General features: G+C 55.9%; 21 protein-coding genes and 2 tRNA genes. 9 read left to right on the top strand and 14 right to left on the bottom strand.

The features are described from left to right. The first annotated feature begins 33 nt into the window (after positions 1 to 33). The 8 genes from PHACT_RS12845 (at position 34) to PHACT_RS12810 (ending at position 5697) form a co-directional block, all read left to right on the top strand. Positions 34 to 222, top strand: a complete 189-nt coding sequence (locus tag PHACT_RS12845; protein ID WP_070118681.1) for a Trm112 family protein — start codon at positions 34 to 36, stop codon at positions 220 to 222. Further along, positions 219 to 962, top strand: a complete 744-nt coding sequence (kdsB, locus tag PHACT_RS12840; protein ID WP_070118679.1) for a 3-deoxy-manno-octulosonate cytidylyltransferase — start codon at positions 219 to 221, stop codon at positions 960 to 962. Before PHACT_RS12845 ends, kdsB begins: the two co-directional genes overlap by 4 nt. Next, the gene (locus tag PHACT_RS12835; protein WP_070118677.1) at positions 962 to 1462 is read left to right on the top strand and encodes a low molecular weight protein-tyrosine-phosphatase; all 501 of its coding nucleotides are present in this window, start codon (positions 962 to 964) and stop codon (positions 1460 to 1462) included. Before kdsB ends, PHACT_RS12835 begins: the two co-directional genes overlap by 1 nt. After that, positions 1462 to 2499 carry a UDP-N-acetylmuramate dehydrogenase gene (murB, locus tag PHACT_RS12830; RefSeq protein WP_070118675.1) on the top strand — a complete coding sequence of 346 codons (1038 nt, stop codon included), beginning with the start codon at positions 1462 to 1464 and terminating at the stop codon, positions 2497 to 2499. Before PHACT_RS12835 ends, murB begins: the two co-directional genes overlap by 1 nt. An 89-nt stretch (positions 2500 to 2588) precedes the next feature. Next, positions 2589 to 4538 (top strand): excinuclease ABC subunit UvrC, encoded by a 1950-nt coding sequence (gene uvrC, locus PHACT_RS12825; protein WP_070118920.1) that lies wholly within the window; start codon positions 2589 to 2591, stop codon positions 4536 to 4538. A gap of 205 nt (positions 4539 to 4743) precedes the next feature. Further along, the gene (gene pgsA, locus PHACT_RS12820; RefSeq protein WP_070118919.1) at positions 4744 to 5298 is read left to right on the top strand and encodes a CDP-diacylglycerol--glycerol-3-phosphate 3-phosphatidyltransferase; all 555 of its coding nucleotides are present in this window, start codon (positions 4744 to 4746) and stop codon (positions 5296 to 5298) included. 134 nt (positions 5299 to 5432) lie between these two features. After that, positions 5433 to 5508 (top strand) — tRNA-Gly (locus PHACT_RS12815). Positions 5509 to 5623: 115 nt separating this feature from the next. Next, positions 5624 to 5697: transfer RNA gene (locus PHACT_RS12810), tRNA-Cys, on the top strand. A gap of 86 nt (positions 5698 to 5783) precedes the next feature. On the opposite strand, the gene PHACT_RS12805 is transcribed toward PHACT_RS12810, so the two are convergent. The 14 genes from PHACT_RS12805 to PHACT_RS12740 form a co-directional block, all read right to left on the bottom strand. Next, a complete protein-coding gene (locus PHACT_RS12805) occupies positions 5784 to 7064 on the bottom strand; it encodes a site-specific integrase (protein WP_083264627.1) in 1281 nt (426 codons plus the stop codon). Continuing rightward, positions 7064 to 7369 (bottom strand): thioredoxin domain-containing protein, encoded by a 306-nt coding sequence (locus PHACT_RS12800; protein WP_070118672.1) that lies wholly within the window; start codon positions 7367 to 7369, stop codon positions 7064 to 7066. Before PHACT_RS12800 ends, PHACT_RS12805 begins: the two co-directional genes overlap by 1 nt. Positions 7370 to 7475: 106 nt before the next feature. Continuing rightward, positions 7476 to 7733, bottom strand: a complete 258-nt coding sequence (locus PHACT_RS12795) for a hypothetical protein (protein ID WP_070118667.1) — start codon at positions 7731 to 7733, stop codon at positions 7476 to 7478. After that, on the bottom strand, positions 7730 to 8011 hold the full coding sequence (locus PHACT_RS12790) for a hypothetical protein (RefSeq protein WP_070118665.1): 282 nt from the start codon (positions 8009 to 8011) through the stop codon (positions 7730 to 7732). The genes PHACT_RS12795 and PHACT_RS12790 overlap by 4 nt, the downstream gene beginning before the upstream one ends. After that, positions 8008 to 9942: a DNA cytosine methyltransferase gene (locus PHACT_RS12785; protein ID WP_070118663.1), complete on the bottom strand. Its 1935-nt coding sequence runs from the start codon at positions 9940 to 9942 to the stop codon at positions 8008 to 8010. Before PHACT_RS12785 ends, PHACT_RS12790 begins: the two co-directional genes overlap by 4 nt. Next, positions 9939 to 10226 carry a hypothetical protein gene (locus PHACT_RS12780; protein ID WP_070118661.1) on the bottom strand — a complete coding sequence of 96 codons (288 nt, stop codon included), beginning with the start codon at positions 10224 to 10226 and terminating at the stop codon, positions 9939 to 9941. The genes PHACT_RS12785 and PHACT_RS12780 overlap by 4 nt, the downstream gene beginning before the upstream one ends. Further along, positions 10223 to 11143 carry a hypothetical protein gene (locus PHACT_RS12775; protein WP_070118659.1) on the bottom strand — a complete coding sequence of 307 codons (921 nt, stop codon included), beginning with the start codon at positions 11141 to 11143 and terminating at the stop codon, positions 10223 to 10225. Before PHACT_RS12775 ends, PHACT_RS12780 begins: the two co-directional genes overlap by 4 nt. Next, positions 11140 to 11595 carry a hypothetical protein gene (locus tag PHACT_RS12770; RefSeq protein ID WP_070118657.1) on the bottom strand — a complete coding sequence of 152 codons (456 nt, stop codon included), beginning with the start codon at positions 11593 to 11595 and terminating at the stop codon, positions 11140 to 11142. The genes PHACT_RS12775 and PHACT_RS12770 overlap by 4 nt, the downstream gene beginning before the upstream one ends. Further along, on the bottom strand, positions 11592 to 12227 hold the full coding sequence (gene tmk / locus PHACT_RS12765; RefSeq protein WP_070118654.1) for a dTMP kinase: 636 nt from the start codon (positions 12225 to 12227) through the stop codon (positions 11592 to 11594). Before tmk ends, PHACT_RS12770 begins: the two co-directional genes overlap by 4 nt. Further along, on the bottom strand, positions 12211 to 12555 hold the full coding sequence (locus tag PHACT_RS12760; RefSeq protein ID WP_211284407.1) for a hypothetical protein: 345 nt from the start codon (positions 12553 to 12555) through the stop codon (positions 12211 to 12213). The genes tmk and PHACT_RS12760 overlap by 17 nt, the downstream gene beginning before the upstream one ends. 120 nt (positions 12556 to 12675) lie before the next feature. After that, positions 12676 to 12915, bottom strand: coding sequence for a hypothetical protein (locus PHACT_RS12755; RefSeq protein WP_070118650.1), 240 nt, complete (start codon positions 12913 to 12915; stop codon positions 12676 to 12678). Beyond that, positions 12912 to 13343, bottom strand: coding sequence for a hypothetical protein (locus PHACT_RS12750; protein ID WP_070118648.1), 432 nt, complete (start codon positions 13341 to 13343; stop codon positions 12912 to 12914). Before PHACT_RS12750 ends, PHACT_RS12755 begins: the two co-directional genes overlap by 4 nt. 8 nt (positions 13344 to 13351) lie before the next feature. Then, a complete protein-coding gene (locus PHACT_RS12745) occupies positions 13352 to 13681 on the bottom strand; it encodes a hypothetical protein (protein ID WP_070118645.1) in 330 nt (109 codons plus the stop codon). Positions 13682 to 13691: 10 nt separating this feature from the next. Next, positions 13692 to 14138, bottom strand: coding sequence for a helix-turn-helix transcriptional regulator (locus tag PHACT_RS12740; RefSeq protein ID WP_070118643.1), 447 nt, complete (start codon positions 14136 to 14138; stop codon positions 13692 to 13694). Between the two features lie 238 nt (positions 14139 to 14376). On the opposite strand from PHACT_RS12740, the gene PHACT_RS12735 reads away from it, so the two are divergent. Further along, positions 14377 to 15066: a hypothetical protein gene (locus tag PHACT_RS12735; protein ID WP_070118641.1), complete on the top strand. Its 690-nt coding sequence runs from the start codon at positions 14377 to 14379 to the stop codon at positions 15064 to 15066. Positions 15067 to 15083: the final 17 nt, after the last annotated feature.

Below are 15083 nucleotides of genomic sequence, written 5' to 3'. Positions count from 1 at the left end.
TTGGCAGCAATCAGATAAACGCGGAGAATAAGCGTGGATAAAAAATTACTCAGCATACTGGTATGTCCGGTCTGTAAAGGACCGCTGGTATTTGTGCGTGAACAGAGCGAGATGATCTGTTATGCCGATGCCCTGGCTTACCCGATTCGCGACGATATTCCGGTGATGCTGGAAAACGAAGCCCGAACCCTGAGTTCTGATGAGCGTGAGAATCGCAAATGAGTTTTATTGTGGTGATACCGGCGCGTCATGCGTCGACCCGGCTGCCGGGTAAACCGTTACTGGATATTGCCGGCAAGCCGATGATCCGTCATGTCTACGAGCGTGCCTGCGAAAGCGGTGCCTCGGCGGTTTACATCGCAACCGATGATGAACGGATCGCCAGTGCCGCGCGCGAGTTTGGCGCCGAAGTGGTGATGACTCGCGAGGATCACCAGTCGGGCACTGACCGTATTCAGGAAGTTGCACAGGCACTGGCACTGCCGGCCTCAGCCATTGTTGTTAATGTGCAGGGTGATGAACCCCTGATTCCGCCGGCCACCATCAATCAGGTGGCCGCAAATCTGGAACATCATGCCGGTGCTGGTATCAGCAGTCTGTATCACGCCATTCACGATGGCACTGAGTTGATCAATCCCAGTGCCGTTAAAGTGGTCACCGACGCTGACGGATATGCCCTGTACTTCAGTCGCTCGCCATTACCCTGGCAGGGTGCCACACCGGATGACGTGCATGGCAAACGCCACATCGGTATCTACGCCTACCGTGTGGAAACCCTGAACCGTTTTGTGTCCTGGCCACGATCGCTGCTGGAAGTCAGTGAGCGCCTGGAGCAATTGCGTGCCATGCATCATGGCGTACGTATCATCATGGATGAAGCCTGCGAACACGTGCCGGCCGGCGTTGATACGCCGGAAGACCTTGAGGCCGTGCGCGCATTTCTGAGTGAAAGCGAATTCTGATGAGCACGCAAACACGTTTCCTGATGGTCTGCCTGGGTAATATCTGTCGCTCGCCGACCGCGCAGGCTGTCATGGAAAAACGCATTGCCGATGCCGGTCTGCAACATCACATGACGGTCGACTCCGCCGGCACGGCTGCCTATCACATTGGCAAGGCGCCGGATCCACGCTCAACCAGCGCTGCCGTTCGTCGTGGTTACGATTTGAGCACACAAAGGGCGCGTCAGGTCAGTGTCGACGATTTTCATCAGTTCGATTACATCCTTGCCATGGATAACAGCAATCTGCTGCATCTGCAGCGCATGGCGCCTGATGGTTCGGCCGACAAAGTCAGTCTGTTGTTGTCGCATGTGTCATTAGGTACAACGGATGTGCCGGATCCCTACTACGGTGGTGACGGCGGATTTGAACAGGTGCTGGATCTTGTTGAACAGGCCTGTGATGCATTGCTGGCAGTTGTGCAATCAGGTCGGCGACAGCAAGTTACGGGTGAGCGTTAATGGCCTGGCAGGCTGAAGCCGATCTGAGCACGCTGACTACCTTCGGTGTGCCGGCACGCGCGCAATGGTTATGCAACATTGATCAGGAAGATCAATTGCCGGTTGCTCTGCAGCAGGCCGATCAGAAAGATCTGCCGGTGACGCTGCTGGGCGGCGGCAGCAACCTGCTGCTGCTGGCTGATGTGCCTGGGCTGGTGGTGCGCATGCGTTTGCTGGGTATTCGTCATCGACCTGATCCGTTGGATGATGACGCGGTGCTGGTCACGGCGGCCGCAGGCGAGAACTGGCATCAATTGGTGCAGCATTGCCTGCAGCACGGCTGGCACGGGCTGGAAAATCTGGCCCTGATTCCTGGCAGTGTCGGCGCTGCCCCGGTGCAGAATATTGGCGCCTACGGTGTTGAACTGGCCGATAAACTGGAGTCGCTGCGCTACTTCGACACCCGCACCGTGCAGGTAAAAGAACTGGACAACGACGCCTGTCAGTTCGCCTACCGTGACAGCATTTTTAAACGCGCCTTAAAAGACACCGCGATCATTCTGTCATGCACGTTCAGACTCAGCCGAACGCCACGTGCGGTGGTCACTTATCCCGCCTTGCTGCAACATCCCGGCGCCAGTGCCGACATGAGTCCGCAACAGGTGTTTGATGCCGTGTGCGCTATTCGTCGCAGCAAACTGCCCGCCCCGGCCGTGGTGGGCAATGCCGGCAGTTTCTTTCGTAACCCTGTCGTCAGTGCTCAGGCCTTTGCCAGTCTGCAGCAACAGTGGCCGCAGATTCCGCACTTTGCCACCGCGACCACGGATGTCAAAATCCCCGCTGCCTGGTTGATTGATCAGGCCGGCTGGAAAGGCGTGCGGCGTGGCACCGTCGGTGTGCATGATCAGCAGGCGCTGGTGCTGGTCAACCACGGCGGTGGCAATGGTCAACAGATCCTGGCGCTGGCCCGGGAGATCATGAACAGCGTGCAGCAAAAATTTAATGTGCGACTGCAACCGGAAGTCTGTCTGATTCCGGCGCCGGCGGGTGGGTTATGACTGGCGCTGGCGACGACTCAAATAAAGCTCTGGACAAGGCTCAGAGCAAGCCTGCCGGCAAAGACAAAAAGTCTGCCGCCGACAAGGTTATGGAGTCCGCTTTCGACGCCAAATCCGTGCTCGCTGTGATGAGCCAGCGCCCCGGTGTCTATCGCATGCTCGACCGCGACGGTGACGTGCTGTACGTGGGCAAGGCGCGCAACCTGAAGAAACGTGTCAGTAACTATTTTCGTGCCAGTGGTCTGGATACCAAAACCATGGCGCTGGTGTCACACATAGACGCCATCGATGTCACGGTGACCAACAGCGAAACCGAAGCGCTGCTGCTGGAACAGAACCTGATCAAAAAGCTGAAGCCGCCGTACAATATTCAGCTGCGTGACGACAAAACCTATCCCTACATCATGCTCACCCATAAAGACGCCTACCCACGGCTGGCGTTCTACCGCGGCAGCCGTCGCCGCGATGCCACCTTCTTCGGGCCCTATCCCAGCGCCAGTGCCGTGCGCGAAAGCCTGTCGTTGCTGCAGAAGGTATTCCGGGTACGTCAGTGTGAAGACAGTTACTTCCGCAACCGCAGCCGGCCCTGTCTGCAATATCAGATTGGACGCTGCACCGCGCCCTGTGTCGGTTACATCTCACCGTCCGACTATTCACTGGACGTGCAGGACGCCAGCCTGTTTCTGCAGGGGCGCAGTGACACATTGATTCAGTCGCTGGGTCAGCGCATGGACCAGAAGGCGGAAGCGATGGAGTACGAGCAGGCCGCCCGCATCCGTGACAAAATTTCCGACCTGCGCCGTATTCAGAGTCAGCAGGTGATTTCCGGCGACGGTAACGATGCCGATGTGCTGGCGGCAGTACTGGAAGGCGCCTACACCTGTGTGCACGTTATTGTCATTCGCGGCGGACGCATCATCGGCAGTCGCAACTTTTTTCCCAAAGACCGGATGGCGGAGACTCCGGCAGACCTGCTGACGGCATTTATTGCGCAATACTATCTGCGCGATAGCGGCGAACTGGCCGCCGCGGCGATTCCTGCCGAGGTCGTGGTGTTTCCCGTGATCAAGGAGCAGAAGGGCCTGCAGGAAGCGCTCAGCGCCGCCGCCGGCAAAGCGGTGTCGGTGCGTGGCAATGTCCGCGGTCACCGCGCGCGCTGGCGTGATCTGGCCCTGTCCAATGCTCAACTGGCGATACAGAGCCATATCAACAACCGCCAGAGCATGTTCAAACGTTTTGAACAGCTGCAGACCGAACTGAGTCTGGACGCGCTGCCGCAACGCATCGAATGTTTTGATATCAGCCATACCATGGGTGAAAGCACGGTCGGGGCCTGTGTTGTGTTTGATCACAACGGCCCGCTCAAATCCGACTACCGCCGCTACAATATTGAAGGCATCCAGGGCGGCGACGACTATGCCGCCATGGATCAGGCCCTGACCCGGCGCTACGGCAAGCTCAGCAGTCAATTGCAGGCACTGCAGGACGCGCCCACGCTGGGACCGGGCGAGGAAGCTGAGGCTCAGAGTGCAGACGCGGAACACATCGGCAGCGTCAAAGACCAGGAGCTACTCGCCAGCAAAGTACCCGACATTCTGCTGATTGACGGTGGCAAAGGGCAGCTTGCGCAGGCCATCGACGTACTTAAGGGCTGTCAGCTGCCCGAAATCATGCTGATTGGCATTGCCAAGGGCATCAGCCGCCGGGCAGGGCAGGAGACCCTGTTTGTTGCCACCGTTGATGGCATGCAGGAACTCGCCATCCCCGGGCACTCGCCTGCGCTGCATCTGCTGCAGCAGGTGCGCGACGAAGCCCACCGTTTTGCTATCACCGGCCACCGCGCACGTCGCGCCAAGACCCGCCAGCAGTCGCCGCTGGAGCAGATCCCGGGGCTGGGCCCGTCACGACGTCGTGAACTGTTGAAGTACTTTGGTGGTCAACAGGAGATCATGCGGGCCAGCGAGTCCGATCTGGCCAGAACACCGGGGATCAGTAAAAAACTGGCAGGGGTTATATATGAGGCCCTCCACAACGAGTAAAATGCTATGAAAAGCTATTTGCGTTGCCATTGCTTCGTTAAAAACAAACTTAAAATGCTCATTTACTATTCGTAAACTGCGCTTTCGCGCTTGTTTTTGCCTCGCACTGGCTGCCTCAATGACGCTTTTCAAACGCATTTGAGCCCAATTAAGTTGTACACTGGAATAAAGAGGATAGATCGTTGAATCAGGGAGTGTTTGCATGTTGAATGCCGCCAATATGGCGACGTATTGCCGCGTGCTGCTGGTACCGATCATTGTGGTCGTGTATTACAGTGGTTTCGCGCACAGCCAGCTGGTCGCAGCTATACTGTTCACCATTGCCAGTCTCACTGACTGGCTGGATGGCTACCTGGCCCGGCGCCTGAACCAGACGTCGCCCTTTGGCGCTTTCCTGGACCCCGTGGCCGACAAGCTGCTGGTGGTGATGGCCCTGGTGCTGCTCACCGCCATCTATCCCAGTGTCTGGTTTGTGGTGCCAACCGCCATCATTATTGGCCGCGAAGTCTTTGTATCCGCGCTGCGCGAATGGATGGCCAGCAACAACCAGCGCGACGCCGTGGCGGTGGGGTACATCGGCAAGGTGAAAACCACCGTACAGATGATCGCCATCATTGTGCTGCTCGCCTATACGCCGCAATGGCCACAATTTTTCTTGCAAACCGGCTATGCTTTGATATATCTTTCCGCCGCCTTGAGCATCTGGTCAATGGCGCAATACCTGATCAAGGCTCTGCCGGTTTTGATGTCAAAACAGTGAAATTTTTGACGATTTGCGCTTGACTTCACACCGAATGGCATTAGAATAAGCGCCTCTTTCGGAGTGAGCAAAAACGCACTGCAAAAGAGCTGACAGACCACATGATCCGGGCCTGTTCAGTAGTACCAAGTTAAGCGGGAATAGCTCAGTTGGTAGAGCACGACCTTGCCAAGGTCGGGGTCGCGAGTTCGAGTCTCGTTTCCCGCTCCAAACTTACGGCCACAGGCCATTCACAGCGCAACATCCCCCTCGGGGTAGCGTTGGCCAGTCCGGAAATTACCTGCACGGGACTTTGCGACCAGACAGGTGAATTTGCAACAATAAAGGCTGGGTGGCAGAGTGGTCATGCAGCGGACTGCAACTCCGCGTACGCCGGTTCGATTCCGACCCCAGCCTCCAATTTTCCTGCGACAGATCAACACCCTACGAAGACTGAATTTCCCAACCCGGGAACCCGCAACAATTCCGCAACAATTCCGCAACTATCAAACAGCCTTTCGACCCCTGATCGACACCAGAGTATTGCGTGATCGCTTCGGTGGATTGATCAGCCGGTAGTGAGCTTTCATAGCCTCGGTTGAGTGTAGCCCCTTGTCGTTATCACCCTGTGAAACGAACTCGTCAGTCAGACCTCTTTTCCTCATATCCATTATCCAGTATTGACCAGGCTCCCCCATTTGTTTGTAACCAGCACGCTCTGATGCCTCGGCCCACCACTTTGAAAACGTTCTGTGCGTGAGCGGTTTGAGCCGGTACCGGCGATCCATATACATTGGATAAATCAGCAGGCGATCGTGCTCTGGTTTTTGGAAGACGTTGCCATTCATCCTAAACTGCTCATCCCGGAATCGGAGTAGCCATTCAACTTTCTCACGCATCTCGCGGTTCATGCCGATGATGCCGGCAACGGATGTTTTCGAGCGTGCCAGGTTGATCTCGCCCCATATCCAGTTCGCCGGATCCGGATCGGATTTATCAACCGCATTTAGATCGACTTGGTTCGTTCGCAAACTGAAGAAGTCGACCGGCTGCTGGCTTACCATGTAGAGCAAGTCGCAGATCTCGACGCGCCACTGACCATCAAACTCTTTGGACTGGTAGTTGTGGACGACCAACTGGTCAGTGATTCCGATATAGGCTTTGTCCGGTACCAGTACCTCACGTTTTGCGACTGGCACCTTGTCGATGTCGCGCATCGGGTTTCTGTCGATCAGGCCAGTAATAACCGCGTGATCAAACACCCGGCCCAGCATTGCTTTCAGATGATTGTAGGTCGTTCCCCTGGTTGCCCATGGCGCCAGCAGCGCTCGTATTTTTCTGAGCAGGTCTGGTGATGACATCGCGAACTTGCCGGCGCTCTCACGCTCAAGTTGTTTGCACTGTTTGATGTAGTCCGACTGGGTGCGCGGTGCCAATGGTTTGCCCTGGCCACGCTTGATCTTGATCATGACCTTGCCTGGCTCCAGCATCTCGGTGCGCCACTGTTTGAGGAAGTCACGCAGATGGATGTTGGCGCCCTTGCTTACCGGTGTGTTGGTGCCCTGGATGGTGGCGATCAGCTTCTCTGTGTCTTGGGCCCCGTAGGCCTTCTCGCAGATTGCCTTCGATAGCGCCCACAGCGCGACAGCCTTTTCAAAGTCTCGGGTCTTCAGACTGGCCTGCCGACCGGTGAAAGGATTCTTGAAGTAATACCTGCCGTCAGAATAACGACCCAGCCCGGGATAATTCCCCAGGCGTGAGTTTTCACTGTTGCGCGGTCTCGGCATTATCGGCTCGCAGCTTCCATGGCCGTCCGGATGTCATCCTGATCAAGACCCAGGCGACTGGCCAGGCTCTCGATAGATGTCATCTCTTTTCGTGACGGGGATGCCATTTTTCGCACCTCGGTATCATGGATGTCAAGGTGCACGAACCATTTCCCCTTGCCATTGAATTTGAATGCACCGGGTATCTTCCCGCCGGCGGCATCCCGAATCCATGATGAAGAGTGTTTTTTCTCATGAGGCCTGCGAAGGGCAGGGTAGTCCTCCAGAGGAACGATACTGTCATTTACTGCTGCTGTAGCACTCACGTCATAACCCTCGCTGCCTGCATGATTGTCATACACCGGCCGTACTTCATTCTGAGTATGAAATCCAACCGACGCTGGCGCTTGTATTGTTGCCAGTTGCCCTTTGTCATGAGAACAACCCCATCTGTTTTACTGCTTCTGAATTTGCTGGCGCGGTGTCCTGGACAACCCACTGCCACATTGATTCCCCGTCAGCATCAAGATCTGCATCAGGCGATAGCTGTGCCGTGGTCAGCGCTGAAATATCCGGCCTAACCACGGGTATTTTCCCGGCTATCTCTTCTCTGGAATCCGCCCAGGCTTCATCTTCGGTTTTACCCAAACCCCAAACACAATTCTCCTTCGCATCGATGACGACAATCATGCCGGTATACCTATGCGATCCTGCAGATCAAATGGCCTGGCTGATGTCGGCCTCGATGGGATCACCCGTTTACCGTCATAGGGTATTGACCCTTGCTCACGCGCCAGCCGAATACCAGCACGCAGGGCTGCGGCTGTGCCCCGGGCTTTCACGAATAGCCGACGACAGTGAATCAATTTCCTGCTTCCTGGCTTTCGATACCAGACGGTGACCTCATAGGGCCATGGCTTGAGCGGATCGGTGCGCAGCGGGTGGTTGGGGCTGAGTGCAATATTCATGCAGCAGCCTCCATCCGAACCGGTTCCGGATCCAGATTGGCACGGGAAAGCGCTTTCATAGGTAAAGGGCTGACCGAATTGCCGACGAAGCGCACCTGTTTGTATTTCGGAAACACACGGCCATCGTGACCGCGATCAATGATGTAGCTGTCGGGGAAACCTTGGGCCCTGAACAATTCGCGCGGCGTGAGCATGCGCAGCCGGATATCCACGATCACATACGGAGCGCCTTGCAGGTACACGGTGACCAGCGCCAGCCGTTCCTTTGTAGTGATGGTATTGGTGGGCTTATCCAGCCCGCTCCATTGGCCACCCTCGCTGTAGTACTGCATTAGGAACCCGGACACCCGCATGGCGCCAGCTTCGTCCTCTGGCGACAGCTGGCACTCGATCAGCGCCGTTTTCTCTCTCCCGGTGGCCGTCGGGGATGGCTGGTCGACACCCTGGCCAACGCTGGCGCCGAACTGCCGGGACAGGAACGCAGTGACCATGCCGTGATGCTCACCACCAGCGCTGATAGTTCTCACTGGCTCGTCAGCCGCCCGTGCATCACAGTTTCCGCGAAGGTGTGCCAGGTGCGCAGTCACCAGCTGCTGCTGGCTGCCAGTGTTGGTGATCGTGCTAATGGGATCGCGCGCATCGTGCCCGGGGTTGGTGTTAAACCCGCCGTTCATCTGAGCGAGGTATGCAGTAGTCACTGCATGGTGCTGGCCAGTTGTGATTGTGGTAACGGGGGCTGTTACTGGACCACCTTCGTTATTGGTCTGGTTCACCATAATGCACGGGGCCATGACAGCGGAAGCCATAGCAAACGATCCACCTTTCGGGTAACCGGTGATCGTGCGCAGCGGTTCGTCAGCCGCCATGCTTCGCTGGTTACTGCTGTTGGCATGCTCAGTGAGGAAGGGTGCCAGTGTCGCGTCGACAACTCCGTGCGCATCATGCGCAGCGGTTATTGTGCACATGGGCTCATGTATCGACTGACCTCGGAACCGTTCGCCGCCGTGGTTGCAGGTGACAATGAAAGGCTCTGCCGTATCCAGTACGTACTTTTTCACGCCCTTGGCGATCCGGCGCATGGTGGCATCAGCCAGCGGCCGCTTGCGTCCAAAGATCGATTTGCCCGGAATGCTCCAGTCAATGCAGTCTGCCGCGGTGCGCCATTTCTTTTGGCCGCGTTTCGGTTTCTGAGCATGTGTAGGGGCAGGCCACACAATTGGCTTGCCGTCGCATCGCGCCACCAGGTACAGGCGTTCCCGGGTAGTGGGCGCGCCATACTCGCATGCTTTCAGTGATCTCCATTCAACCTGGTAGCCCATTGCGCGCAGGCCGCCAACGAAATGTTGCCAGTTGTGACCACGCTTTCGCTTGTTGGGCACCAGGTGTTGTCGATCAACAGGAACCTGCTCTCCTTTGCCGGCGACGCGCGAAACCATCCGCCCGGTCTTTGCGCACTTAACAGTGTCCAGAGTTACTACCCGGCCCGTTTTGGAGCAACGCTTTGCGACCAGTGGCGACCACTGCAGGATCTGCGCGACGTTCTCCAGCGTGATGACGTCCGGGCGAACCTTTCCCGCCCAGCGGTGCACAACCCACGAAAGGGAGCGAATAGCCGCCTTGCGAGGCTGCCCGCCACTGGCCTGACTGTGATGGGTGCAATCGGGGCTGGCATGAAGGTGACCCACTGGACGACCTTCACAGGCCTCAACCGGATCCACGTCATAGACGTCGCTGACAAAATGCTTTGCTGCAGGGTGATTGGCCTGGTGCATGCTGATCGCATCAGGGTCATGATTGATCGCAATGTGCACCGGTCGATTGGTACCCATTTCAATACCGGTGCTGGCGCCACCGCCGCCGGCGAACAAATCGACGTTGATCTTGCCGTCGAATGACAGTCCGTATTGTGTTTTGAATTCCATGCCTGTCATGACAGCGCCTCCGCCAGTTTCCTTTTCAGCTTGGTAACAACGCCCTTCGTCGCAGACAGGCGGCGCTCCGATCGATAGAAGTGTTCCCGATAACGGTCACGCTCAGACCTCATGTATTTGTAATCGCGCTCCAGCTTTTCACGGTCAAGGCACATCTTTTCGCAGGCATCTGCTATACGCATCAAGGAGCCAGCATCCAGTTGGTCGCGTGTTATGCCTGCGTCACTATTAACAGTGGCCCCGTAGTTTTTTCTGCTTTCGTCACGGTATGATTTGAAGGTCATGGCTGTTCTCCCACGGCGACAACCTGCCACCCTGAATCATTATTGATAGGTGCCAGCACGGCATCGTGATAAGTCTCGTCCATGCCGCGAACCTCAGTGATCGTCACCGTTCCATCGCCAGAAAAACCAGTGCAGTACAGATCGGTATCGTGCTCATGGGTGATCTGGTAGTAATCGTCAACAGGGGAGAGGGTGAAGCCTTTGCCGCCCACGCCTGGCAGGTACACATCACCAGCGGGTGACAGCTCGGCGTGACAGGGACTGTAATCGTATGCCGTCAGCGCAGCGTCAGAGGCAGTGAGCGCATAACGTGGGGCAGTGTCATACATGACGCCGTTCGGGTCTGTGTTGTGGCCACGGATGCCGAGAGCGTGACCATGCTCATGTACGGATACAGCCAGCAGCGGGCTGCCTATCAGGTCATCGCGCAGGTAAATGGAAGAGCTGGCCAGTTCCCCGGTTGAAGGGTAGTACCTGGATGAAGCGTAGCCTTTGACTTCATAGGAGCCGTGCTCTGCCCACATGGCAAAGAATGATTGCCAGTTGATGACTATGGCGCCATCGACGGCTGTTTCGTAAGTCAGGCCTTTGTAAGTGATCTCCAGCCCGACACGCTGACCCCATGTCCAGATTGAATAGGCCAGAAGGGTGCCGGCATCCAGTGGTGCGCCTGTTGAGTTGTAGTACAGATCAACCTTGTCCATTGGCCAATGCAGTGGGCCTTCTGTCTGAGCAACGATCTGCCGCCCGTCCTCGGTGTATTCGGGCAGGGCGATCCATTCTGGTTCGCTGCCACGGCTTTCAATGATGATTGCCACAATGCACCAGGTAATAAAGCCAATGGTCAGGCCCCAGCGGGCACGATTCGTCTGCTTCGCTAACCGGTGGAAGTCCTCTTCTGTGTATTTCTTTCTCACGCGCTTATCTCGACTGCGTTTTGGTTTTTCGCTGGCGCTTGTAAGTTCTCAGCCAGATCGTACAGCTTCGCGACGGCAGCTTTCGCATTGCGCTTGTATTCATCAGTGACTGGCACCGAGCCGGTAACTGTGTCTATGACCTCAGCCGCCATTGAGATAAGTTCGGCAAATTCTTGCGCATCCACCAGGTGGCCGGGGTTGCCAGACATGCGCGCCTCGATCAGGTGCCAGGCCAGTTCGTATTCTGGCCAATCCTTCTCGATCACTAAGCATTCCAGCTCCGGCTTGCCCATGATGTTTGTGCGCAGCTCAGAATAGTGCCGGGCATCAGCGTTGACAGCTCTACCCAGCCATTCGCGTATTCGCTGGGTGGCGGGAGCCTCATTGGGCTGCGGGTTCAGGTCTTTGATCTTGAATACCAAGTACCGGGGTTCTCGTTTGAAAGTGCTCATGCCACGTCCCTCGTCATAATCAGTCCGGACACTGCGTTAATGACCTCATGCAGAACATCGTCCAGGGGCTGCTCTGCATCTACGATTCGGATCTTGTTTGGTCTTTGCCTGGCAATGGCGTTGGCGCTACTGATGTAAATCTCTGACGCCCGGGAAAAGAACTCTCTGCCAGCGCTATCAATGGCATCCATGGCTTTGCCGCTGGCCTGCTGGCGCTTGATAGCGGTGCTTACCGTACAGCTCAGAACAATGGTCAGGTCTGCCACGGGGAAGTTGAAAACGTTGGCGTGGTCATCCATGATCTGGCGCACTGGCGTGAACTCAGACTGACCCTGGTAGGCCATGGTCGACATGATGTAACGATCCATCAGGACAATCTTTTGAAGTCCTGCAGCTGGGATCAGAACGCCGTTCATGTGCTCATCCCGCGCCTTGAGTACAGTGCGGTATTGCTCAATGGGATCGCGCACGTTATCCATGAGCTCCTGACGCAGGCGCTTTGCCCAGGGATGTTGATGCCCGAACTCTGAAGTGGCCAGCGCATCGAACCCCAGATCGGCAAGGTGTTTGCGGACACCCTCAATAACGGTGGTCTTTCCGCAGCCGTCGATTCCCTCAAGCACAATCAGCATGCTGTTTCCCCGCTGGCGCAAAGGCCTTTACCTGTTCCCATGTGTAGCGCTGGACATAGGCCTTCTTCTTTTTGTCGAAGACGGGCTCGCCGTCGGCAACTCGCCTGCGTACCTCTATCCGGACCCCCCCCTGTCGGCAGGCCAGCTCAGCGAACTGGAATGCACAGCTGGTTACGCCATACACGGTGCTCAGCTGCTCTGTGCGGGTACCGGCCATCATCCGCTCAACCTTGGTGTTAATCTCTGACCGGATCTGCGAGAGCGGTTTGGGCTTGCCCTTCTCGAAGCCATCGACCTTCACTCTTTTGCGCGCCAGCATCTCTGTCATTCCGAAAACTGCGTACATGAGAACTTTCTCCTTTCACGTTATTTTTTGTTTTGGCGCCAGCAGGGTCGAACACTGACTGGAACTGCCGCTCGAATAGAGCCATATCGACTGATTCGCCCATTAAACCGGCCACGCCAAGTCCTCGATCTGTTTAACAATCGCCCTTAACTTGGCTCTGTTCTGCTCGTCGCTGATGCTTTCATGCAGGCATTCCCACAACATCAGGCAGCCGTTGGCCGAGTTGGCAATCAACGACATCAACACCCGATCCCCGCTGTCCATTTCCTTGAGCGCGCGCTCGAGCCAGTGACGGAGCAAGAATTCTGTTTTCTCGGTAACGTTTTCAGAGTTAACGGTCATGCTGCGTCACCCCCGGTGGCTGAGTGAGAAAGGCGGGACACCGGCACGCACCCGGGCACACCGTTAAGCCATGCCACTGGAGTTCCATCGTTCTGGTGCGCAGTCAGTGCAATCGTGTAAACACGGTGGGGCTGGCGCAGGGATTGCACCGTGTACCCAAGGCCTGAGTAATCTGGTGTGTAATGCACTTGGTCGCCGGCGCCAAAGCCGTGCCGATCTCGGAACGTGGCACGCTCTTCGCTGGTCACTGGCTGGCGCTGGAACTGTTTCATCCACTCGCGGTACTTAAACACCAGCTCGCCCCGGGTGCGGGCAAAGAAGGCACCCTTAATCCCGCCGACGGCGGCAGAGCCTTTCCACCAGTGCCTCGACACCTGGCTTTCTTCCAATCCTGAATCAACGCTCTGTATTGGTTGTGCGAATGACATATAGCCTCCTAAACCCGCTCCCACACTGCAGCAGGTGTGCAGTGTGCGTTTGCATTACTGACAGGGCGGTAACCCACCCGGCGAATTATTCCCAACCGAGCAGCCCGGGTGATAACGGCGCCCCAGGCTCTGGCGCTGGGCGGTACTGGCAACCCGTGATTGGTGGCGTACTGACGAACATCCTCAGTCTGGAACTGCGCAGATGGGAACGATCGAACGAACCCAAGGGCTTTGTCTGACCAACCCTTTGAATCAAAATCAGCGTTATCCAGGGCCGCGTTCATGCCGGCATCGCGGCGTGATTGGCCTGATGTGAAATCCAGTGCTGTCTGGTTCATGCCCGCGCTCCTATTGGTAAACGACATAGAGGGCGTCATCCCACACAAGCGTGTGAGACAGGCCGAAGTAATCAATAAAGCCCTGGTCGTTTGGCATAATCGCCACCCCGCAGACAGTGCGACGCACGCGGCGTGTCAGGCGCGGGTTAGGGCGAGATCGGGCGCGACGGATCAGAGGATCATCGTCGGCCTGGGCAACTGGTATGGAGGTAACTGCTCCGGCAGTGATGAGCGCCAGCAGGCACAGAGTGCGAAGCAGGCCTTGCTGGAAAGCAATGGCTATAGCCTGAGGCGCGTTTCGAGCACGCAACTTGAAACAAACGGCGTCCATTAGCTGCGATGCATTTTGTGGGCTGCAACCCATCTTCCTTGCCGCCTCTTTCCTAGTAAGGCCGTTTGCGGTGTGAATTAAAATTTCTCGCTGTTTATCTGGCAGGCCTTCTGCAATCAGATTCATAGTTGCTTCCAGTAATTTCGACTTGGTTAAATAATACAGCCGGTATTATTAGTAAGTCAATACCGCCGGTATTATTAATTCTCTGGCCAAAAAATTCCGCGAATGTCTATCTCCGAAAAGGACGATTCACATAAGAGCCAAATGGTCGGGTAGAGGATCTTTTGTTGCGCTGAAGCCAACTAGCGGGTAAAACATTGATGGCAGTAGGTGCAATGAACAACTACAAAAAGAGGGTTTCATGAAAGCCATTACACGTGTGTTTACTATTTTGGCACTGGGTATCGCGTTGATCAGTTGCGCCAGCCCAAGCTTCAATTATGTCCCCCAGTCTGTTGCGCTCTCTGAGCCGCCTTTGGAAGAGCTGGTCACGGCATTTGTCGGCGAACCAATGCTTAGGCAGGGAAGATACACCGAGCGGGATGCGATTTATCTGCCAGTCAAAGTAGATATTGGCTTTGCCTATGATTTACATCCTGGTACTTACCTGAAACAAGGTGAGGATGAAAACACGGAAACTTACCTCCCTGGTGGGAACGAGCCTGGAAGAATTGAAAAATCGTTACTCGCCGATCCTTGGAGAGCAATGATCACCTACAAGACTGATAATCGCCTGTGTGTAATTACGACATTCAATGTAAGGAGCTGCACAGACACTGCTTCATATGAGCGCCGCCAGCTGCCATTGCTGTCTGACGACTCGTTTCAACAGACATTGATTTACAGTGGTCGAGTAGGGGACAGAGTCAATATCGGTTACAGAGAATTCTCATCCAACGCGGCTCGACCCGCTTTCAACAATGACGTTGAATATGACCTGTCCGAATCCAGTACCATCGGTTATCGAGGTGCGCGCCTGGAGATAATCGAGGCGACAAATGAACAGATTCGATACCGTGTGCTCCGAAACTTCAACGAAGCCGAACTGTGACAAAGGCACGAGAGCAT

This window comes from Pseudohongiella acticola, from assembly GCF_001758195.1.
Taxonomy (GTDB): domain Bacteria; phylum Pseudomonadota; class Gammaproteobacteria; order Pseudomonadales; family Pseudohongiellaceae; genus Pseudohongiella; species Pseudohongiella acticola.
Note: the sequence above shows the minus strand (reverse complement) of the source record. Positions and strands in the feature narration are given on the sequence as shown.